The sequence below is a fragment of the Adlercreutzia mucosicola DSM 19490 genome, assembly GCF_000422625.1.
Classification (GTDB): domain Bacteria; phylum Actinomycetota; class Coriobacteriia; order Coriobacteriales; family Eggerthellaceae; genus Adlercreutzia; species Adlercreutzia mucosicola.
The window spans coordinates 244,744-266,544 of record NZ_KE383895.1 but is presented as its reverse complement, the minus strand read 5'-3'; the positions used below and the strand labels follow the sequence as shown (position 1 = coordinate 266,544).

The window sequence follows — 21,801 nt, the reverse complement described above, 5'->3', positions numbered from 1 at the left end:
GCTGGTGACACAGAAAGCGAGGCTGCTGCAGATTTTTGGACTTATATAGCACTTCAAAGCTGGGCAACGCGGAAGCATGCTTAACGCCAATGACAGAGGCACTACGTTTTGCCTGGTCATCGCCATTTTGACTATCTGGGATCTTCCCCATAGAAAATCGCGCGGGATTAGAATGCTATATAAGTCCAAAAATCTGCATACAGAAGCACTTTTATGTCACCAGCGCCGCAATCGGGAATTTGCGCGCCGAATCTGCCTCGACAAGGGAGGGGCGAGGGCGAGAGCCGACTGGCGTCCTTTCGGGCAACAAAGACAAGATTGAGAGACGGCATGCGCAGCAGGCATATCTCTACCAGTAGTCAATAAGAGCCGTTTTCGCAGCTCTTTTTCGGAGCGCCAACCTCCACTGCACATCGGGGGAAAGCTCTGCTGGCTACTTCTCCAAGACAGCCGCGCAATCCTTGACAGTTTCGCTCAGGTTCACTATGGTTATCGGCGGCGCCGGACGGCGCTGAAGTTGGGGCCTGGATAGGCTCCGTAATTGAATCTGGATAGGTTCTGGAAGCACAGCGGAATAGCGCAATTTGTTGCACCGGGACCAGCTTCCATGCTGGTCGTTTTGTTTCTGGAAGCCTATCCTCCAAGACCAAGGAGGAAGCTATGAGTGAGAACATCGTTCGTTTCGAACAGATGGCGCAGCAAACGGTGGGCGACACCACGAAAATCATCGGGCTGGTGAAGACGAAGGACATCGCCAGCATTATCGACAGCCTGGATCTGGAGGCCAATCCGCGCTCATCGAAGACCAATGCAGTCACCGACGGCATCCAGAACTCCCTTGAGTCCGATCCCGACCTCTTCCCCTTCAAGACGAAGGGCATCCTGCTTGCCTCGTCCGAGTACACCATGCTTGATCGCGGGCGCATCATCATTCGCCCGCAAGATCGCTCCGTCGAGGGTATTTTGGATGGCGGCCACAACACGCTGGCCATCGGGCTGTATATGTTGAAGCAAGCTCTGGAGTTCGGCGGGCGGTCGCTCGATTCGAAAGTGAGGAAATGGGACGAGTTCAAGGAAGCCTGGACCGAGAACCGCGACCTGGTGAGCCTCTACTTCGATCACGTGCGCAACAATCCCGGTCCCGCAGATAAGCTTGACACGCTGGTTCCGGTGGAGCTGCTCGTGCCTCGGGATCAAGCGGACAGCGCCTGCGTGGAAAAATTCCGCTACAACTTGCTGGACATCTGCGACGCGCGCAACGCCAATGTGCAGCTGTCTCTCGCCGCCAAGGATAACCAAAGCGGCCTGTTCGGCAGCTTGCGATCGGCAATGGAAGCCACGAACCCTTTCCTGGTCGGACGCATCGAGTGGAAGCCCAATGAGGGCACCGGCGAGATCAAGGTGCTCGATATCGTTGCCCTTGCCTGGATCCCCCTTTCCCTGGTGCAAGATGTGCACGACAAAGGCGGCCGCAAACTGCAGCCCCCGGCTCCCGCGAAGCTCTATAGCGCCAAGGGAGCGTGCCTATCTCAGTACGATAAATTCATGAACTCCGACGACGTGACCACCCAAAGTGCCGATGACTACAAGCGCACCCTCACCAACCACGAAGTGGAATCCGCCTTCGAGATTGCCGCAATGCTCCCCGGCCTTTACGACTACCTCTTCGCCGCACTGCCCGCCGCCTACAACGCCGCTTCGGGCAAATACGGCAGGATCACCGCCGTGAAGAACCTCAACGAGCGCAGGGCCAAACGCGCTACGCCCTTCCAGGGCACCGAGATTGACACACTGAGCCCTGACGGCTTCGTGATGCCGCTGGTCTATGGGCTCATCTCGCTCATGGAACGCCGGCAGACGCCCGACGGCGGATATGAGATCCGCTGGAAGGTAGCCGATCCCAAGGGCTTCCTGCAGAAGAACCTGGGCAAGATCGTCGAGAAGTACAAAGGCGTGTTCGACGTCTGCGACTACGATCCCCAGAAAGTGGGCAAGTCGACGCTCAGCTACGACGTGACCCGCGAGGCGTTCGACGCCATCTTCAAGGACGAGCTCATCGCCCAACTCACCGCACGCCCGTAGCGCCGCGCAAAAGCGCCCCGGGTCTTGGCCGCCCGGGGCGCTTGCTGTGAAAGGGGGTATGCGGTTGGGTGGAGCGAGGGAGCTGGCCTCGCCGAGGGCGGCCTTCAGCCCGCCCGCGAGGGGTTTCGGATTGGAGGCGGCCTTAAGCCAGCATCTCGCTGCGATTCTAACGCCCGTAGCGGACGAGCAGGGTCTCGCGGTTGGCGGCAAGGTACTCGCCCATGTAGGGGATCGAGAACTTCACGTAGCCTCGGGCCGTCTGCTCGATCACCTGGCGCTGGATCAGCAGTCGCCGGTACGACGTCAGCGATGTGGGGCTCACCTGCAAACGCTCGGCTATCGTAGCGGTAGCGCTCACGCCCTCGTCCTGAGTCATCGCCAGCAGGTATTCCAGAGCGCGCAGCGGCAAATCGGCCACCGCCGCCTCGTGGACGGCATCGCCGAATTCTCCCATGGCCTCCCGGATGCCGATCAAGGCATCCTCCTCTGAAATCACCAGCGACTGATCGGCATGGGCCTTCCCCGTGCGCCACACCTGGTAACCCACTAGCTGGATGAGATAGGCGTAACCCACCGTCGCCTCGGCGGCAACCGAAAGCGCCGCGTCGTCGATGAGGAGCCCCGAGCGCTCGATAGTCTCACGGTAGGCCGCGGCGATCTCATCAAGAGGGATCTCTGCCAGCTCCTCGGGCAGGGCGCGGCGCAGAAACGTGAGCGCCTTCCCGTTAATGAGGTCGAGAACACCCATCGTGAGACCCGCGAAAACGAAGGCGACATTCGCTTTCTCGCGAATGAGGTGCTGGACGACGGCGGCCAGCTCCTTCATCTCCTCGATATCGGCATCCTGTACCTCATCGAGAGTGATAAGGAGCCCGCGTTTCTGCCTCGTGAGCTCGCCAGCCTTTTGCGAGAGTGCCTCCCGCAGCGTTGTTCCTTCGACGGAGCCCTTTTCCATATGGAAGTCTGCCAAGCCCAAATGCACGTCGAGGGAAAGCTCCGCCGACGGCTTCTCCAAAGCTGCACGGGCGATCCTCTCGCACAGCCCGGCACGAGCCGTTTCGTCGACGACCTCCCATCCCTCGTCTCGGGCCATGTCTCCAAGCTCAGTAAGAAGCACCGTCTTGCCCGAGCCTCGCGGGCCCGTAATGCGCATCAGCCGACCCCGAGCCCCAGGACCTTCCGCCAGGCCGTCGGCGAAGTCTTCCAGCACCTTATCGCGCCCGACCAGAACGGGCGGCTCCGCGCCGGCTGTCGGCTTGAAGGGATTCACTAGACCACGCATAGGCACCTCTGCATCATCGAAATAGCAACTATAGCAAAAATAGCAGAAATAGCAGAAATAGCAACTATAGTAGAGGGCCCCTGAATCAGCCGGACGTACAAAAACACCCCAAGTCTTGGCTACCCAGGGCGCTCGCTGTGAAAGGGAATATTGTTATAAGAGCGCGAGAATTCCACTCTCACCAAGGAACAGGCCGAAGGCCTCTGCGACACTGCGAAGGCGAAAACCGGTGCCCAGCAGACTCGTAGTCGTAGCACGCAAACGAGGCCCTGTGCCATCTCGGCATAGGGCCTCGCATAGGGGAGGGCTTGCTTAGGCGAGCATCTGGTTGACGCAGGAAAGGCCTGTGCTCATGCTGGAGACACCGCTGTTGCCGTCGGAGCATTCGCCCACGACATAGAGGCCCTCAATACCCGCACCGTCGGCCGTGAGGGCCTGGTAATCGGGACCGATGGCAACGCCGCCGATGGTCACATGGGCGGCCCAGGTACGCGGGGAGGCGTAGAAGGGAGCCTCGACGATAGCGTCTTTCTCGCTCATGTTCTCGCGGCCGAACACCGTGTCCGCCACGTCTCCACGCGCAATGGCGTTGTAATCGTCAACTGCCTTCGCAAACACCGAGGGGTCGGCGCCGATCATCTGGGCCAGCTCCTCAAGGCTGTCCGCCCGGAAGAGCTTGCTCTCCTCGATGAGCTTGTCCTCGCTGTAGCCCTGCTCGTTGTAGCCGTTCACAAGACCGGAGGTGAGCGCGTCGCTGATGATGAACAGCTTCTCCTCGGGCTGCTTCATCACAGCGGCGGACAGGGCGAAGCGATCGAGCGACTCGTTGATGAAGCGCTCGCCGTTCACGTTGACGAAGAGCCCCAGGCCGTTACCGCCGACGATGGTCTCCGTCGAGTAATCGATGGAGTCGGCAATGGGGAACACCATCTGGCGCCCCATGTTCTTCAGCTCGGCTCCCAGGCCCTCGGCAAGCACGTGTCCATCGCCCGTGTGGCCGTAGCTATTGGTCGTCGGGATAACCGTGGACTCATCCCAGGGCCACATCTCGTTGTACTTCTTCAGCAGATCGGGATTGCCGGAATAACCGCCAGTAGCCAGAATGACGCCACGGTCCGCCATGACACGGTAGGTGGTGCCGTCGGCGCACTGGCCAGAGGCCCCCACCACGGCCTTGCCATCCACGATCAGCTCGGAAACGGGTGTCTCGAAGAGGAAGGTGATCGGGAGACTCTGGGTCTCCACCGTGTTGTCGAACACGCTGAAGAAGCCCTCGCCGTTCTCCTTGTCCACCGCATGGGCCTTGCGCGGCCACGGGAACCCGACGATGCCGACCAGCGTGCCACTCACGGTGTAGCCCTGATCGAAGAGCCAGTTGTTCAGATCGTTCACTTTGTGGGCATAGGGGAGCCAGTACTCCTTCGCCGGGCCGCCATTGCGCGAGGCGTAGTCCAGGGCGTAGTACTCCATGGAGTCGTACACCTTCGTGTTGCCTGCGGCGAAATACGCGTCGAAGTCGGCCTGCACGGCATCGACGAAGTCCTTGGAAACGTCATTTTCCAGGCTCTTCTGGAGCGTCGCGTGGAACATGTCGCGGTTGCCGTCCGTCATATCGGGCTTCATGTCGTCGACGCCTTCGAACACCTCGAGCCAGCCACCGCTGACCAGCGCGTTGCCGCCAGCATAGGCGGTTTTCTCGAACACCACCACATCCAAGCCCTGCTGGGCCGCGGCGACGGCGGCGGCCATGCCGGCACCGCCGGCGCCGCACACCACGAGATCTGCCTGGATCTCCTTGGTCTCATCCGACTTCTCCGGCGATGCGGCCTTCTTCAGCGCCGAAGCGTCTCCGTTCGCCTGGTTGACGCAATCAGCCACGCCCTCGATGATGGCCATACTCGTCAGCGTGGCGCCCGTCACGGTGTCTACGTTCAAGCTCTGCAGCTCCACGATCTGCTGCGGCACCCGCTCGCGAGCCGGGGCACTGATGCGCTCGGTGTCTTCGAACTCCACGATCTCGACGCTCTCGATGGCATTTTCGGACATGCGCACCTCGACAGTCACCGGGCCCTTCTTGCCGGGCGCGGACGCCGTATACGTCCCCGGGGCAAACGCCGCGGTCGAGGCAAGTCCCTCTCCCGACGATTGCACCTCGGGAGCGCACCCCGCAGACACGAGAGCAGCCTGGGCGGCGGCAATGGCCGCGCAGGCGACAAACGTCCTCCGCGACAGTGAGATGTTGCGCAGCGTGGGGAAAACCTCAGCAGTGTTAATTTCCTTCATTCTTGCCCTCCTCGATCCATACTTCCTTTTCCTTTACGCAGCGGTATAATTCCGCCGCGAAGAGAATCGGGGAAATGGGGTGGCAGCTCATCGCCCCCGATGAGCTAAATGCCCGCGATTCACACGTTCATTTTGTGCTAAATGGCAGGTGGGGACAGGTTATTTGATGACGCGACGCGAAAAAGGCTACTTGCGCGAACAGGATTCTCCGAAGGAGTCGATCTTGCCCGCTACGGTTCGGCTCGCCTTGCTGCCCGGCCTCATTTGGGGCTGGCTACTCATATCCATGGGGCAGACGGCGATCGCGGGGGCCGGCTCGGACGCTTCGCCGGCAATGCTTTCCTTCTCGTGGCAGATAGCTTTTATCGCCCTGCTCGCCATCTCTCTCCCTCTCACCAAAAAAGGCCGACCCGCGCCCTCGCTGTTCGCATCCCTCGCGTTCGGCCTTGCAACTGCGACGCTCTTGGTTGCCCAGCCTCTCGTTCCTTCCGGCGAGCTCCTCCAATACCTCGTTCTTCGCCAGGTGCTCATGGGCGCGGCCTGCGCCTCGCTCCTCTGCCTCTGGTCGCGCATGGCCCGACCCCTTTCGGCTCGGCGAGGATCCCTCCAGATGCTTTGCGCGGGGATAGTGGCCGTGCTTGCGCTCACCGTCTACATGGCGCTGACCGTCCCCGCGCGCTTCGGGCTTCTCGTGCTGATGCTCATCGCCGTCGCCCTTGACGTTCTCCTTGCCCCGCCGCCCCCGAAAGAGGAGCCTCCGGCGGCGCCGGAAGATCGACCCGAGTTCTCGGCGCTCGTGCCCCTGGCTATCTGCGCCTACAGTTTGCTCAGCTTCGCCTTCCGCACCGTGTTCACGCCCTCGGCGGGTATTTCGATTGCCACCACATCGTTTGCGGGCGTCGTGATCACGGGGGCTTTCGTGCTCTACTTCCAGAGAAGGTCCTTTGCGCTGCGCACAGGCCTCTGGCTTGCCTCGGGCTTCGTGCTGCTTATCTGCCTGAGCGCTCTGCTTGTCATCCTGTTTCCCGAAAGCGGCTTATACCTCATCGCCTTCCTCCTCAACACGGCGGCGTTCCTCCTGGGAGGACTCATGTTCTTCCTGCCGGGCATATTGGCGAGGGCCGTCGGAAAACCCGCCTGCCTCGGCTTTCGCCTGGCCGCGTTTCTGTTCTTCGCATCGCGCCTCGCAAGCGAGGTTCTGGTTACGGTCTTTGCCCTCGATCCTCCCTCGTCTTTGGTGCTCGCCCTGATCTTTCTTGTGATCTCCCTGCTCGTACTAATATTCGGGTTCTTCTACATTGGCCTTCCCCATCGAGCGCCTGCCGCCGGCGCCTCGCCGCTCGAGGACAAATGCGCTCGCCTCGCAAAGGAGCACGACCTCACCGAGCGGGAAGCGGCCGTTCTCGTTCCCCTGGCCAAGGGGCACACGGTAAAGTCCATCGCCGAGCAATTCACCGTCTCCTTCCACACCGTGCGCTCCCAAGTGCGCAGCATCTACCTGAAGCTGGGCGTCCATTCACGCGAGGAGCTCCTGGATATGCTCGAATCGCTGTCGTAAGCGCCAACCCCCAGCTTCGCAGCACGGAGGCTTTCATCGTCACCGCGGTCACGATGTCGCTATCCACACGGACGGAAGGGCCTTCGTGACCAAAAGCGCCCCGGGTCTTGGCTGCCCGGGGCGCTTGCTGTGAAAGGGGGCATTCAGTTGAGTAGCGCGTCGGCTTCCGACATCATCGGCCGAGACCTCTGAACGCTGTCTATCTGCGACCGCAGGTCGCTCCATAAAAACATGAAGGAGCGCAGCGCCTGAGCCGAAGGAGAACAGCGAAGCGGGGGCTCGGACGATGATGTCGGAAGCCGGCGCGCGGAGGGGCGAGTTCTGCCCCTCCTTCTGTTAGGCGATGGGATCCTCGCCGAGGTCGCCGTCCGACAGGGTATCCAGATCCTGCAACGTTTCCTTAGGGTCGGTCCCAGCGGTGAGGAAGCTGGGGTCGTCCAGGTTCAGGCCGTCCAGGTCCATGGGGCCCTCGATGCGGCAGGCGTAGTTGCCCTCGGCGTCCAGGTCGATGAGCACGTGGCTGCGATCGCGCAGCTCGCCGCTGATCACGCGCTCGGCGATGCGGTCCACCACCTCGCGCTGGATGAGGCGCTTGAGCGGGCGGGCACCGTACACCGGGTCGTAGCCGTCGATGGCCAAGTGCTCCATGGCCGCCGGCGTGACGTCCAGGGTGATGTGGCGTGCCTGCAAGCGGTCGCGCACCTCTTCCAACTGCAAATCCACGATAGGCTCGATGGCCGAGATGGACAGCTCGTTGAAGGTGATAACGTCGTCGATGCGGTTCAAAAACTCGGGGCGGAACGTGGAGGACAGGGCGTCCTGAATCTTGTTCGCGAACTCCTGCATGCGCTTGGCGGCCTGCTCGGGCGTCATGGACATCATCTTCTCGGCCATCTCGCCCATGGTCTCGCCGCCCGTGGCCTGGGCCTCGTCGAAGGCACGGCCCTCGGCAGCGTGCTCGCGGATGATCTGCGAACCCACGTTGGAGGTCATGATGATGATGCAGTTCTTGAAGTTCACCACGCGGCCCTGGCCGTCGGTGAGCCGTCCGTCATCGAGCACCTGTAAGAGGATGTTGAACACATCGGGATGGGCCTTCTCCATCTCGTCGAGCAGCACCACGCAGTAGGGGTTGCGGCGCACGGCCTCGGTCAGCTGGCCGCCCTCGTCGTAACCCACGTATCCCGGAGGCGCTCCGATCAGGCGCTGCACGGAGAACTTCTCCATGTACTCGGACATGTCGATGCGCACCATGGCCTTCTCGGAATCGAACAGGTACTCGGCGAGCGTCTTGGCCAGCTCGGTCTTGCCCACGCCGGTGGGGCCGAGGAACAGGAAGCTGCCGATGGGACGGTTCGGGTCGGATAGCCCCGCGCGGTTGCGGCGGATGGCGCCGGCCACCACGCCCACGGCCTCGTCCTGGCCGATGACGCGGCCCTTCAGCACTTCCTCCAGGTCGACGAGCTTCTCCATCTCGCCCTGCATCATCTTGGCCACAGGAATGCCCGTCCAGGCGGCCACCACCGAGGCGATCTCCTCCTCGGAGACCTCCTCCTTCAAAATGGCGCCGTCCTGCTGCTTCGTCTTCACGGCTTCCTCGGCCACGTGCAATTGTTGCTGCAGCTGGGGAATGCGCGAGTAGCGAATCTCGGAGGCCAGCTGCAGGTTGCCCTCGCGGGTGGCGCGCTCCTCGTCAAGCTGGGCGCTTTCCAACTCGGCCTTGAGGTTCTGCACGCCCACGATGGCGTCCTTCTCGTTCTGCCACTCGGCCTTTTGGGCATCCAGCGCCTCGCGGGCGGCGGCGATATCGTGGCGCAGCTTCTCCAGGCGCTCCTGGGAGGCCATGTCGGTCTCCTTCATGAGGGCCTGCTCCTCGATCTGCATCTGAATGAGCTTGCGCTCGGCGGCGTCCACCTCCTCGGGCATGGAGTCGATCTCGATGCGCAGGCGGCTGGCCGCCTCATCCATAAGATCGATGGCCTTGTCGGGCAGGAAGCGGTCGGTGATGTAGCGGTCGGACAGCTCCGCCGCGCTCACGATGGCGCCGTCGGTGATGCGCACGCCGTGGTGAATCTCGTACTTCTCCTTCAGGCCGCGCAAAATGGCGATGGTATCCTCCACCGTGGGCTCACTCACGAGCACCGTTTGGAAGCGGCGCTCCAGGGCGGCGTCCTTCTCGATGTACTTGCGGTACTCATCCAGCGTGGTGGCGCCGATGGCGCGCAGCTCGCCGCGGGCGAGCGCCGGCTTCAGCATGTTGCCCGCATCCAGGGAGGAGTCGCCACCGGCGCCGGCGCCGACGATGGTGTGCAGCTCGTCGATGAACAGGATGATGTTGCCGTCGGCTTCCTTCACCTCGCGCAGCACGTTCTTCAAGCGGTCCTCGAACTCGCCGCGGTACTTCGCACCGGCCATCATGGCGCCCAAGTCGAGCGACACGATCTCGCGGTCCTTCAGCGAGGAGGGCACGTCGCCGGCCACGATGCGCTGGGCCAGACCCTCCACGATGGCGGTCTTGCCGGTGCCCGGCTCACCGATAAGCACCGGGTTGTTCTTCGTGCGGCGCGAGAGCACCTGAATGGTGCGGCGAATCTCCTCGTTGCGGCCGATGACCGGGTCCAGCTTGCCCTCGCGAGCCTGTTGGGTGAGGTTCTGGCCGAACTGCTCCAAGGCCTCGAACTGGGTCTTGTCGGTCTGAGAAGTCACGCGGGTGTCGCCGCGCAGGCTCTCGTAGGCCGCCTCGATGTTCTTGCGGGTGATGCCCGCCGTGGTGAGGATACGGCCGGCCGCGCCCTTGTCCTCGGACAGGGCGATGAGCAAGTGCTCACTCGTAGCGTAGCTGTCGCCGAGCTTCTCGGCGATCTTCACCGAGTTGTCGATGACCTTGATGAGGTCCTGGCCGGGAATGGCCATGGGGGCGGCACCGGTCTGCTTGGGCATCTTGGCGATCTCGTCGGCCACGTTCTGGGACAGCCAGACTGGGTCGGCGCCGATGCGCTTCACGATGGCGGCGAGGTTGTTCTCGTCGGAATCGAGCAGCGCCTTCAGCAAATGAATGGGCTCGATGACGGCCGCATCGGCCTCGCCGGCCACGCCCATGGCGTTCTGGAAGGCCTCCTGCGCCGTCACCGCTAGTTTATCTAGTCTCATGGTTTCTCCTTTAAGGCAGTCGTCGGGGCGTCACGCGGACGATGGCGCCGACGGTTGCGCGGTTCTCCAGTTCTCGCACGCGATCGGCGAGGCGTCGCACGCGGCCGTGCAAGTCCTCCACTTCGCCTTCGCGCTCGTCGAGCCGGCTCTGCAGATCAAGGATGCGCGTGACACCGGCGAGGTTGATGCCCTCGCTCGTCAGCTCGTTGATGAGGTTGAGCCGGTCGATGTCGGCCTGGGAGTACATGCGCGTGTTGCCGCTGGTGCGACAGGGCGTCACCAGGCCCTTTTGCTCGTAGGAGCGCAGGGTCTGGGGGTGCACCCCCGCCAGCTCGGCGGCAATGCTGATCATGTACAGCGGCCGGTTCCTATCGTCTAATCCCATGGCCTGATCTCCTTATCCGTTGCTGCTTGGAAATCTTCCATGGCCTTGGTCTGGGCCTCGTTCATCTCGGTGGGCACTTCCACCGCCACGCGAATCTTCAAGTTGCCGAACTGGCCCTTGTTCTTCACGTCGGGCGCGCCCTTGCCCTTGATGGTGAGCACCTTGCCGTCTTGGGTGCCGGCGGGCACCTTCACCTTGATCTTCTTGCCGTCGGGCGTGGGCACCACGATGGAGGCACCCAGGGCCGCCTCGGCCACCGTGACCGGCAGGGTCACCGTCACGTCGGCCGCCTCACGGCCGAAGTAGGGGTGCTCGTCGATCTTCGTGGTGATGAGCAAATCGCCGGCCGGTCCGCCGTTCTCGCCGAGGGCGCCCTGGCCCTTCAGGCGCACGCGACCGCCGTCTACGGCGCCGGCGGGCACCTTCACCGTGTGGGTGTCGGATTCGCTCTTGCCGGGAATGCGCACGGTGATGCGCTTCTCAGTGCCCTGCATGGCCTCGTCGAACGTCACATTCAACGTGACGTTCATATCCTGGCCGCGACGGGGCTGGGGCTGCCCACCGAAGCCGCCGCCGAAGTCCCAGTTGCTTCCAAACGCACCTTCGCCATTGCGAATGCTCTCCAGAATGTCGGCCCAGCTGCCGCCGAAGCCGCCGCCGGACGAGTAGGAGCCGCCCCCGCCGCCGAAGATGTCCTCGACGTTGAATCCCTGACCGCCGCCCCATCCGTGGGGAATCTGGTTCTCGTTCGCGGTTCCGTACTGGTCGTAGAGATTGCGCTTCTTCTCGTCGCTCAGCACCTCGTAGGCCTCGTTCAACTCCTTGAATTTGGCCTCGTCGCCGCCGGCATCGGGATGATGCTTGCGGGCGAGCTTGCGGAACGCCTTCTTGATCTCGTCGGCCGTGGCAGTGCGCGGAACGCCTAGCGTTTGGTAATAATCAGGCGTGGACGCCATTCGTTCCACCTCCGTTACTTTTGTCTCTTGAACGCGAGAGCGGACCCGCAAGCCCGCCCCCGATCAGTCTTACTCTTCTTCCGGCTTCTCCCGCTTGGGGCCTCCTGTGGTGATGGTCACCATGGCGGGCCTGAGCACCTTCTCGCCCATGCGGTATCCGAGTTGGTATACCTGGGCGACGGTCTCGTCGGGAACGCTGGGGTCATCCACCGTGCCCACGGCCTGACAGGCCAGGGCATCGAAGGGCTCCCCCTCGGGGTTGATGACCTCCAAGCCGCCCTTGGCGAGCGTGTCGGTCAACTTGGCCTGCACGGCTTTCACGCCGCCGAGCAGCCCAGCTTCGCCGTTGGTCTCGGCGTAGTCCACCGTGCGCACGAAATCGTCCAGCACCGGCAGGAGGCTCTCCATGAGCTTCTCCGTGGCCCGGGCCTTCTCGGCCTCGCGCTGCTCGGTCATGCGGCGGCGGTAGGTGTCCCACTCGGCATGCAGGCGCACGTACTTGTCCTGCCAGTCGGCCGCTTCGGCCTTGGCGACGGCCACGGCCTCGGACTCCTCGATTACGCCGGCCACGGCTTCCGCGGCGGCCTTCTCGAGTTCTTCGTCCAGCTGGCCGGCCTCGTTGGCCTCGATCACCTCGGCATCGGCGATAACCTCCGCCGGCGCGGTGCCATCGGCGGGGGAAGCCGCCGCGGGGGCGGCTTCCTCGGGTTCAGGGGTAGAAGAGGTGACTTGGTCCTTATCGGGCGTCGTCATCGGTCTTACTTCCCTTCCTTCTCGTCGTCCACGACCTCATAGTCGGCCTCGATGGTGTCGTCGGCCGGAGCGGTCTCGGCAGCAGCGGCCTGGGCGCCCGCGGCGGCACCCTCGGTGGAGTACACGACCTCGGCCAGCTTGTAGCCGGCCTGCTGGATCTTCTCCGTGGCCGCCTTGATGGCGTCGATGTCGGTGCCCTCCAGGGCGGTCTTGGTCTCGGCGATGGCCTCCTCGGCCTGGGCCTTGGCGTCAGCCGGCACCTTGTCGCCCAGCTCGTCGAGGGTCTGCTGGGTGGCGTTCACCAGAGCGTCGGCGTTGTTGCGCACCTCGGCCTCTTCCTTACGAGCGGCATCCTCTTCGGCGTGCTGCTCGGCATCTTTCACCATGCGGTCCACTTCGTCATCGGACAGGGCGGTGGAGCCGGAGATGGTGATCTGCTGCTGCTTGCCGGTGCCCAGATCCTTAGCGGACACGTTCACGATGCCATTGGCGTCGATGTCGAAGGTCACCTCGATCTGCGGCACACCGCGACGGGCGGCCGGGATGCCGGTCAGCTGGAAGCGGCCCAGGGTCTTGTTGCCGGCGGCCATCTCGCGCTCGCCCTGCAGGACGTGCACCTCGACGGAGGTCTGGTTGTCGGCGGCGGTGGAGTAGATCTCGGTCTTGCGGGTCGGGATGGTGGTGTTGCGCTCGATCATCTTGGTCATCACGCCGCCCATGGTCTCAACGCCCAGGGACAGCGGGGTGACGTCCAGCAGCAGGATGCCCTGCACGTCGCCGGCCAAGACACCGCCCTGCACAGCCGCGCCCATGGCCACCACCTCGTCCGGGTTCACGGACATGTTCGGGGCCTTGCCGGTGAGGGTCTTCACCAACTCCTGCACGGCGGGCATACGGGTGGAGCCGCCGACGAGGATGACCTCGTCCACCTCGCCCATCTTCAGGCCGGCATCCTTGAGCGCCTGCTCAACGGGCTTCTTGCAGCGATCCAGCAGGTCCTTGGTGATGCGCTCGAACTCGGCGCGGGTAAGCGTCAGGTCCAGGTGCTTCGGGCCGGAGGCGTCGGCGGTGATGAAGGGCAGGTTGATGTTGGTCTGGGTGGTGGAGGACAGCTCCATCTTCGCCTTCTCGGCAGCCTCCTTCAGACGCTGCAGGGCCATGGGGTCCTTGCGCAGGTCGATGCCGTTCTCGGCCTGGAACTTGTCGGCCATCCAGTCGATGATGCGCTGGTCCCAGTCGTCGCCGCCCAGGTGATTGTCGCCAGCGGTGGAGGCTACCTCGAACACGCCGTCGCCCAGCTCCAGCACCGACACGTCGAAGGTGCCGCCGCCCAGGTCGAACACGAGGATCTTCTCGTCGTGGTCGACCTTGTCAAGGCCGTAGGCGAGCGCCGCCGCGGTGGGCTCGTTGATGATGCGCAGGACCTCCAGGCCGGCGATCTTGCCGGCGTCCTTGGTGGCCTGGCGCTGAGCGTCGTTGAAGTAGGCGGGCACGGTGATGACGGCCTGGGTGATGGGCTGGCCCACCTGCTTCTCCGCGTCGGTCTTCAGCTTCTGAAGTACCATGGCGGAAATCTCCTCGGGGGTGTAGTCCTTACCGTCGATGTCGATGACGGCGCGGCCGTCCTTGCCCTTCTGGACCTTGTAGGAAACGGTCTTCTGCTCCTCGGGGGTCTCGTCGAAGGAGCGGCCGATGAAGCGCTTCACGGAGGAAACGGTGTTCTCCGGGTTGGTGACGGCCTGGTTCTTCGCGGCCTTGCCCACCACGCGCTCGCCGTCCTTGCGGAAGCCCTCGACGGACGGGGTGGTGCGGTCGCCCTCAGCGTTCACCAGGATTTCGGGCTCGGAGCCCTCCATGACGGCCATGGCGGAGTTCGTCGTGCCCAAGTCGATGCCAAGAATCTTAGCCATTGTGTACTGCCTCGCTTTCACAGTTCTGGTACAGGTGAATGATGTTGAGGCGCAGTATAAAACCTTAGTCTACTGCTGTCAAGTTTCCTTAACGTCATCCAGTAAGCAAAGCTCACTTCTCCGCACAATACGCCCTTTGGAAAGGAGCATGGAGCGTAGAAAACGTTTGTTACCGAACCAAAACAATGCTGTCATCAGGGAGAATATAAAAGTTCATGGCTCGACAATCATCCTCAGACAGACTACCTCAATTATGAATATTATATGTACTAGATAATAAAACCTTAGTGCTTATATATCAAATTTAACCCATGAGTCACAACCTGCTTCCCCCCTTTCAGGGTTCACCCCCTTCAGGGGATCGTGGCGGAACCTCTGCGCTTCACCTATAATGTGCTGCACTGGTATTGCTAGGGTAAGAGAGAGGATCCCATGGCAACAACGGAATCGTCCCTGCCTATCGCCCGCCGCTCTGTCTGGCGCGACGACTGCTTGGAACTGGTTTGCGGCATCGCCAATGCCGGCGGCGGCCGACTCATCTTGGACGCCGACGTCGACAGCCGCGGCGTGGTCAAGCGCAAGACGAACCGCGTTATGCGTTCGATCCCCGGCGCCATCTCCCAGGCCCTCGATCTCACCTGCGCCATAGAGCTGGTGCTCGATGGCGGCCTCTTCTGCTTGGAGGTGGTCATTCCGCCAGCATCCGAGCCGATAAGCTACCGTGGCGCCTTCTACTTCTACCAGGACGGTACCAACCGCATCCTGGACGGCGATGCCCTGGACCGCCTGCTGCAGCCCGAGCTGGAACCCGACATCAAGTGGGAAACGCGGCCCGTGGTGCAGGCGAGCCTGGACGATCTGAACCTGAATCTCGTGGCGCGCTTCACGGGCACTTCGCGCGACACCGACCTGGTCACCGCCTTGGATGAGGCCTCGGCCATCGAAGAGGACCTGCGCCACGCGGGCCTCATGACTGGCGTGGGCACCCCCACCAACGTGGGCATCTTGCTGCTGCACGATCGGCCGCACCAGTACATCCCCGGCGCCACGGTGCGCATCGGCTTCTTCGGCGGCCGCGGCGGCACTCCCATCTTCGAAGACGAGATCTACGGCTCACTTATCGAGCAGGTGCACGCTACCGTGGAAACCCTGTACGACAAGTACCTGTCCGACGTGACCGGCCAGGAAGACGGCATCTCCACTTACAGCCTGCGCCCCGGAACGCCGCCGCGCGACGCGGTGCACGAGGCCGTGCTGAACGCTCTGGCCCACAAGAACTACGACAGCGGCACCCCAGTGCAGGTGAGCGTGTTCACCGACCGTATCTGCATCGACAACGTGGGGCGGCCGCCGCGCACCTGGACCGTCAGCGCACTGTTGGGACGCCATACCTCGCGTCCCAACAACCCCACCCTGGTAGCGGCCCTGCGGCGACTCGGCATCATCGACGGCTGGGGCAACGGCATCGGCTCTATGCGCCTTCTGTGCATGGAGGCCGGCGCGGCCGAGCCCAGCTTCGAGCTGCGCGACGACGAGACCATGGTCTGCTTCCCGCTGGATACCGATTCTATGCTGACCTCGTCCATCGCCAATCCGCACCCCATCGCGAACCATCCGCCGGCGCGCACCGAGCTGCCCGAGGTGCAAGCCACGGCCCGCGCGGTGGCTCTGCAGCAGGACACGAGCCTCACCCTGAACGACGAGAAGGTGCTGGCCATGATCGATATCGACGGACGATTGACGGCGCCGCGCATCGCCAAGAACCTCAACATCTCGGAAAGTACCGTGCGCCGATCCTTCCGCCGTTTACGCGAGTTGGGTCTGGTAGAGCGCGTCGGCTCCGACAAATCCGGCTTCTGGCAAGTGAAATAGCGAACCGGCCCGGGAGGCATCCCGGGCCGGTTCGCTAAAAAAGGGGAGGGGTATTCCGCGCGTACTACTTACCCTGCTCCGCGCACCAGGCGACCAGGGCGTCGCGCAGAAAGGCCGTGGCCCCCTCGCCGGCGGCGCTGTCGTAGTAGGTCGTGAAGCGCGGATCGGCCACGTAGCCTTCGGCCAAGACGGCGTGGGCCTCGGACGAGGAGGCGGTCCCGTGGGACTGCCTCCTCCGCGCATAAGAGACGACCGAGAAGATAAGCACCGGGCGGATGCCGCAGTGCCAACGGCCCCGCGTCGGCTACTTCCTCAGCAGCAGCTGGCACAACACCGTGAAAGCGCACACGCCGAGCGCGAAGATACCCACGGTCAGCACGACCTCCGGCACCGTGGGGGCATACACGCCCATGATCGCCCACATATCGGCAGCACCCCCGGTCTGAGCCGCCGCGCTGCCCAGGGTGATGCCCGGGCCGCCGACGATGTTGGGCACGGCGAACCCGGTGAACATGAGCCAGCAGCGCTTGCAGAACACGCCGGCCACCACGAGCACAGCCGCCACGCCCACGATCTTCATATTGCGGCGGTTCTTCGCGAACACCAAGAGGCAGAAGGGAATCACCAGGCCGCACACCACTTCGAACCAGAAGAAGGGAGCCGTGCCGCCGAACAGCAGCGTGTTCAGCACCGCCAGGCCGCCCCCGGTGCCGTTGTAGGCCGTCGTGAGGATCTCGCAGCCGATGAAGTAGGCGTCCACGGCGATGCAGGTGCACAAAAGCCCCGCCAGACTCGTGACCAGCTCGTTGGGCGTCTGGAACACGCCGCGCGCCCGGAGGCCGAACAGGGCAAGCACCAGCAGAGCCAGGCCAGAGTCCAAAGCCGAGGCCACGAAGATGGGCGCCAGAATGGCGGTGTGCCAGGCCTCGCGCGCAATTTCCAAGCCGAAGATCCACGCGGTCACGGAGTGCACCAGAATGGCTACCGGCAGCGCGAAGCGCGACACCACCGTCACCTTCGCCGGATCGGCCTTCGCCGAACACATAAAGTACAGGTACACCAGATTAATGACCAGGTACAGCGTGATAACGATCATGTCCCAGGCCAGAGGCGACATGAAGTTCAGCCCCGTCACCATGCGCCAGATGCGCTGGATACCGCCGAGGTCCACGAGCACGCAGACTCCCGCACAGCAGATGCACACGAGCGACAGGATGACGGCCGGCAGCGCCACGGCCTTGTACTTCTTAATGCCGAAGATGGAGGCCGACGAGGCGACGATGAGGCCGCCGGCGGACAGGCCGACGAAGAACATGAAGCAGGTGAGGTAGAGCCCCCAGCTCGTGGAGTTGTTCATGCCGGTTATGCCGAGCCCGAACATCAGCTGGTAGACGTACACGCCGGCGCCCACGAGGGCCAGCACGCCCGACCCGACGACAAGCGGGTTTTTCATCAACGAAGTCATAGCGCAATCCCCCTAGCGAACGTAGAAAACCTGCGGGCGCGTGCCCTTATCTTCCAGCAGAACTTCGGCGCTGCCCTCGCGGCGCAGGCGCGACACGGCAGAATCGGGATCGTCCAGATCGCCGAAGATGCGTGCATCGCCGGGGCAGCAGTGCACGCACATGGGTGCCTCGCCCTCGTCGGTGCGCTCCTTGCACAGGGTGCACTTCTCCATCACGCCGCGGCCGCGCTCGGGCACCCGCGCATCCCCATAGGCAGCCCCCGTGGCGCGCACGGGCTCGTTCCAGTTGAAGGTGCGGGCGTTGTAGGGACAGGCGGCCATGCACATACGGCAGCCGATGCACTTGTCGTAGTCGATTTCCACGCGCCCCATATCATCCTTGTAGGTGGCGCCGGTGGGGCACACCCGCTCGCAGGCCGGGTTCTCGCAATGCTGGCACGCCAGGGGCAGGTAGGTGCGCGTGAGGTGCGGGTAGACGCCCTCGGCGCCGTCGAACTGCTCGCAGCCCTCGGTCAGCACCCGGCTCCACAGCATTCCGTCGGGCACGTTGTTCTGCATCTTGCAGGCCACAGCACAGGTGTTGCAACCAATGCAGCGGCGCAGGTTGATGCCGATGGCAAGCTTCGTCATGGCTACTCACCAGCTTTCTTGATCTCGATGAGCGTATCGTTGTAGGGAATCATGGGGCCGAAGGGCAGCACGTAGCCGCGCTCGTTCAGCGTGTCGTTGGACACCGCCTGCATAATGGTGCCGTCCAGGTACTGGCGGTAGGTGCTCTCCACCATGAAGGCGCTCTCGGGGCGCACCGACTCGTTCAGCCGCAGCACCGTGCGGAAGGAGCCGCGGTCGTTGAACACCTCCACCGCATCGCCGTCCTCCAGGCCGCGGGCGGCGGCATCCACCGGGTTCAGCTCGATGTGAGGCTCGCTCACCTCCTGAATCCACTTCGCGCCCGAGTAGGCCGAGTGCACGCGGAAACGGGAGCGGGCCTGGTTGAACTGCAGCGGGTACTTCTCGCGCAGCGGGTTTTCCGGATAGGCCTCACACGGCTGCTCCCAGGCGGGGAACGCCTGGCCGAATTCCAGCAGCGCCTCGTAGTAGGGCTCCTGCTTGCCCGATGCCGTTCCGTAGGTGAAGCCCACCTCGGGCGCAATGAGGTCCTCCGACCCGATGAGGCGCAAAGCGCCGCCGGCTTCCTGAAGCTTCTCCAAGGTGAAGCCGGCCACCTGCGGGTCGTCGGTGGTCAAAAGCGCCCGCGCGTACTCCTCGCCGTCGGCCGGGAACACGTCTCCCAGCCCCATGGCCTCGGCGATGCCCTTCTCGATGTAGAAGTCCGACTTGCTCTCGAACAGCGGGTCGAGCACCTTCAGGTTGGCCAGAATATGGGCGTTGGCGCACTTGATGCCGCCCACGGCATCGGCGCACTCGAACTTGCTGCACGAGGGCAGCACCAGATCGACGAAGTCGGTCACCGAGCTGTGGTAGATGTCGGCCAGGCACACGAAGTCGAGCGAGTCGATCCACTCCAGGGTCTTGTTCCAGTTCGCGGCCTTCTGGGTGGGAATGTCTCCGAAGAACATCGCGCCGTGGATGGTGTCGCCCTTGACCACATCGTAGAAGCCCTGGGGGCTGGGTGCCGGCGCCATGCCCTCGGGAAGCGGCCAGGCGCCCAGGTGCGCCTCGTAGGGCGTCACGTGATAGCCGTAGATGCCGCAGCCGGTGCCGCGCTTGCCGTAGTTGCCCGTGAGCGAGGCGATGAGCGCGTAGCAGTGGCCGGCGACGTCGTTGTTGCCGAACTTGTCGATGCCGCCCACGCCGTTATCGATGATGGAGGGGCCGGCCGCGTACTGGGTGGCCACGTCGGCCACCACATCGGCGGGAATGTCGCAGGTGGCGGCGGTCCATTCCAAGGTGTAGGGCTCCATGTCCTTCCGCAGGCGCGTGAACTGGGTGAGGTAGCGCTTGCCGTTAACGGTGAACTCGCCTTCCAGGGCGGCAGCAACGCCCGCGGTCTCCTGGGGCACCGCCGCGTTCGTGTTCTCGTCCCACACGTAGAAGGTCTTCAACTCCATCGGCTCGCCGGTCTCGGGGTCGGTGCCCGGCGTCACGTCCACCAGGCACGCACCCGTTTCCGCATCGATGAGGAACGGCAGCGACGTGTGGGCGAGCACGTGCTCGCGATCGAACAGGTCCTCGTCCAGGATGTACTTCGTCATGCCAAGGAAGAACGCCGGGTCGGTGCCGGCCCGCAGGTTCACCCACTGGTCGGCCTTGCCCGCCGTGGGGCTGAAGCGCGGGTCCAGGCAGATGAATTTCGTGCCCGCCTCCTGCGCATCCAGCATGCCGCGCGACCAGGTGAGGCTCGTCTCCACCAGGTTCGTGTTGGCCAGAATGACCACGGCAGCCTCGGGCCACTCCCAGATGGTGTTCTGCGCGAACATGCCGATCCAGGGCGAGAAGGCCATGATCTGCCCGTTGCCCTGGCCCATGTCGTAGCCGTTCATGCCGCCGGCCTGAGCCCCCAGCACGCTGGCCAGAAGCGGTGGGAAGCGCTGCGAGGCCTCGGTGGAGAACTGGATCCACAGGGCATCCTTGCCGTACTTGTCCTGGATGGCCTTGAAGTTCTCGGCGATCATCTGGAAGGCCTCCTCCCAGCTGATGGCCTCGAACTCGCCGCTTCCCCGCTCGCCCACGCGCTTCATGGGACGCTGGATACGCGCCTCGCCGTAGATGTTCTGCACCTCGGAAAGGCCCTTCAGGCACACGTTCTGGAAACGATGGTCCTCGTTGGGCCGCGGCTGGATCATCGCGAGCCGCCCGTCGCGCACGGTGCACTGGAGCATGCAATTGCACAGGCAGTGCTCGTTGTGGTAGGTGAAGGCCTGCGTCTCGCCCGCTGATCCCGCGGCCGGCGAGCCAGCTGCCTCGGCGATGCCCGCCAGGTTCGCGCCCGCGAAGCCGACCGCACCGACGGCGGCAGCGGTTTTCAGGAAGCTGCGGCGGCTCAGCGCGCTCCCCCTCGGTTTCTGCTCCATGGTGTCCTCCTGCTCTTCTCGCACCCGTCTTTAGCCGCTCGCGCCTTCCCCAAGGCCAGCGGCGATTCCTGGGTGCAGTCTACGAAGCGTCAACAGGGAAATCACTGCCCATTTGAGGGAGAGCGGGGCTTATGCCCCATTTTTGGAAATGTGGGCATTAACGAGGTCGCCGAAACGGCGTTACACCCGCTAAGATACGAACGACGACAAGAAGCAGGGCCGCGAGGAGGGGACGATGATCGACAGGAAAAGCGATCTGCGCGTCGTGCGCACGCGCAACGCCCTGCGCGGGGCCTTCGAGGAGCTGATCGCCGAGACGACCCTCGACAAGATCACCGTGAAGGCCCTCACCGACCGCGCCGGCATCAACCGCAAGACCTTCTACCTGCACTACGAGACCATCGAGGCCTTCTACGACGAGATCATGAACGGCATCATGGACGAATTCTTCGCCTACTATGAGAAGACCCCCGACGATCCGTGGGATATGGACGGCCACGCCCGGCGGTTCTTCCGCTACCTGGCCGCCCAGCCGCCCATGATTGAGCGGCTCGTCTGCTCGCCGAGTTTCTACGACTTCGGCGAGCGCATCTACGCCACCCAGATGAACCGCTACCGCGCTTTCGCCGACGAGCTGTTCTGGCGCGAAGGCATCACGCCTGACCAGGAGGAGCTGGTCTGCGCCCTCATCCGCAACATGGCCCTGGAGTGCTATCGCGAATGGGTGCGCGCGGGGAAGGTGGTGCCCGTGGAAGATGCCGCCCAGCTGCTGGGGTCCATGACGCTCCACAGCGTGGAGCACCTCATGAGCCCCCGGCCCTCAACCTGAATAAGACAGTGGCCCTAGGGGGTTTATCCCCAGGGGAAAGAGAAATCCCCAAGAATCAATCCGTAGGGCTTCGCTTGGCCGACAAACCCCTGCGGTAATCTCATCGGCGCGAAAATGTAGAAGATTGCGAGTTATGAGCGTCTGACCGCAATGGGCAAGGGCCCTGGTAATTTCGGCCGCAGCAAAACGCCAGGTCAACGCCTTCTACATTTCTTGAGTACGAAGAAGAGGCTCCTCTTAG

Annotated in this window: 15 protein-coding genes; 4 read left to right on the top strand and 11 right to left on the bottom strand. The window is 63.4% G+C overall.

Going from position 1 to position 21,801, the window contains the following annotated elements; genetic code table 11:
- Nucleotides 1-660: 660 nt before the first annotated feature.
- A complete protein-coding gene (locus G503_RS0112165) occupies nt 661-2,082 on the top strand; it encodes a hypothetical protein (protein ID WP_028027775.1) in 1,422 nt (473 codons plus the stop codon).
- A gap of 166 nt (nt 2,083-2,248) precedes the next feature.
- On the opposite strand, the gene G503_RS0112160 is transcribed toward G503_RS0112165, so the two are convergent.
- On the bottom strand, nt 2,249-3,364 hold the full coding sequence (locus tag G503_RS0112160) for an ATP-binding protein (protein WP_028027774.1): 1,116 nt from the start codon (nt 3,362-3,364) through the stop codon (nt 2,249-2,251).
- Nucleotides 3,365-3,676: 312 nt separating this feature from the next.
- The gene (locus G503_RS0112155) at nt 3,677-5,647 is read right to left on the bottom strand and encodes an FAD-dependent oxidoreductase (protein WP_028027773.1); all 1,971 of its coding nucleotides are present in this window, start codon (nt 5,645-5,647) and stop codon (nt 3,677-3,679) included.
- 610 nt (nt 5,648-6,257) lie between these two features.
- Here G503_RS0112155 and G503_RS0112150 point away from each other — a divergent pair.
- Nucleotides 6,258-7,205 (top strand): helix-turn-helix transcriptional regulator, encoded by a 948-nt coding sequence (locus G503_RS0112150; protein WP_169628174.1) that lies wholly within the window; start codon nt 6,258-6,260, stop codon nt 7,203-7,205.
- 336 nt (nt 7,206-7,541) lie between these two features.
- Here the strand turns inward: G503_RS0112150 and G503_RS15185 are convergent, their stop codons facing one another.
- The 5 genes from G503_RS15185 to dnaK all read right to left on the bottom strand — a co-directional run bounded on the left by G503_RS15185 (nt 7,542) and on the right by dnaK (nt 14,359).
- Entirely contained in the window at nt 7,542-10,355 is a 2,814-nt protein-coding gene (locus tag G503_RS15185) for an ATP-dependent Clp protease ATP-binding subunit (RefSeq protein ID WP_084636617.1), read from the bottom strand.
- A 10-nt stretch (nt 10,356-10,365) separates the two neighbouring features.
- Nucleotides 10,366-10,740, bottom strand: a complete 375-nt coding sequence (locus tag G503_RS0112140) for a heat shock protein transcriptional repressor HspR (RefSeq protein ID WP_016310227.1) — start codon at nt 10,738-10,740, stop codon at nt 10,366-10,368.
- Nucleotides 10,731-11,696 (bottom strand): DnaJ C-terminal domain-containing protein, encoded by a 966-nt coding sequence (locus tag G503_RS0112135; protein WP_028027771.1) that lies wholly within the window; start codon nt 11,694-11,696, stop codon nt 10,731-10,733. The genes G503_RS0112140 and G503_RS0112135 overlap by 10 nt, the downstream gene beginning before the upstream one ends.
- A gap of 69 nt (nt 11,697-11,765) precedes the next feature.
- Nucleotides 11,766-12,449, bottom strand: a complete 684-nt coding sequence (locus G503_RS0112130) for a nucleotide exchange factor GrpE (protein ID WP_028027770.1) — start codon at nt 12,447-12,449, stop codon at nt 11,766-11,768.
- Nucleotides 12,450-12,454: 5 nt separating this feature from the next.
- Complete coding sequence (gene dnaK, locus G503_RS0112125) at nt 12,455-14,359, bottom strand: molecular chaperone DnaK (RefSeq protein WP_028027769.1); 1,905 nt, start codon at nt 14,357-14,359, stop codon at nt 12,455-12,457.
- A 432-nt stretch (nt 14,360-14,791) separates the two neighbouring features.
- Between dnaK and G503_RS0112120 the strand changes: the two genes are divergently transcribed.
- Complete coding sequence (locus G503_RS0112120) at nt 14,792-16,231, top strand: ATP-binding protein (RefSeq protein WP_028027768.1); 1,440 nt, start codon at nt 14,792-14,794, stop codon at nt 16,229-16,231.
- Nucleotides 16,232-16,295: 64 nt separating this feature from the next.
- Here G503_RS0112120 and G503_RS16905 read toward each other — a convergent pair whose 3' ends face one another.
- Genes G503_RS16905 through G503_RS0112100 form a run of 4 tightly spaced genes read right to left on the bottom strand, consistent with a single transcriptional unit; the run spans nt 16,296 to nt 20,731 of the window.
- On the bottom strand, nt 16,296-16,499 hold the full coding sequence (locus G503_RS16905) for a TipAS antibiotic-recognition domain-containing protein (RefSeq protein WP_257482864.1): 204 nt from the start codon (nt 16,497-16,499) through the stop codon (nt 16,296-16,298).
- 36 nt (nt 16,500-16,535) lie between these two features.
- The gene (gene nrfD / locus G503_RS0112110) at nt 16,536-17,696 is read right to left on the bottom strand and encodes an NrfD/PsrC family molybdoenzyme membrane anchor subunit (protein WP_051191248.1); all 1,161 of its coding nucleotides are present in this window, start codon (nt 17,694-17,696) and stop codon (nt 16,536-16,538) included.
- A 12-nt stretch (nt 17,697-17,708) separates the two neighbouring features.
- The gene (locus G503_RS0112105; protein WP_028027766.1) at nt 17,709-18,326 is read right to left on the bottom strand and encodes a 4Fe-4S dicluster domain-containing protein; all 618 of its coding nucleotides are present in this window, start codon (nt 18,324-18,326) and stop codon (nt 17,709-17,711) included.
- 2 nt (nt 18,327-18,328) lie between these two features.
- Nucleotides 18,329-20,731, bottom strand: a complete 2,403-nt coding sequence (locus G503_RS0112100) for a molybdopterin-dependent oxidoreductase (protein ID WP_035023082.1) — start codon at nt 20,729-20,731, stop codon at nt 18,329-18,331.
- Between the two features lie 235 nt (nt 20,732-20,966).
- On the opposite strand from G503_RS0112100, the gene G503_RS15795 reads away from it, so the two are divergent.
- Nucleotides 20,967-21,560 carry a TetR/AcrR family transcriptional regulator gene (locus G503_RS15795; RefSeq protein ID WP_028027764.1) on the top strand — a complete coding sequence of 198 codons (594 nt, stop codon included), beginning with the start codon at nt 20,967-20,969 and terminating at the stop codon, nt 21,558-21,560.
- Nucleotides 21,561-21,801: the final 241 nt, after the last annotated feature.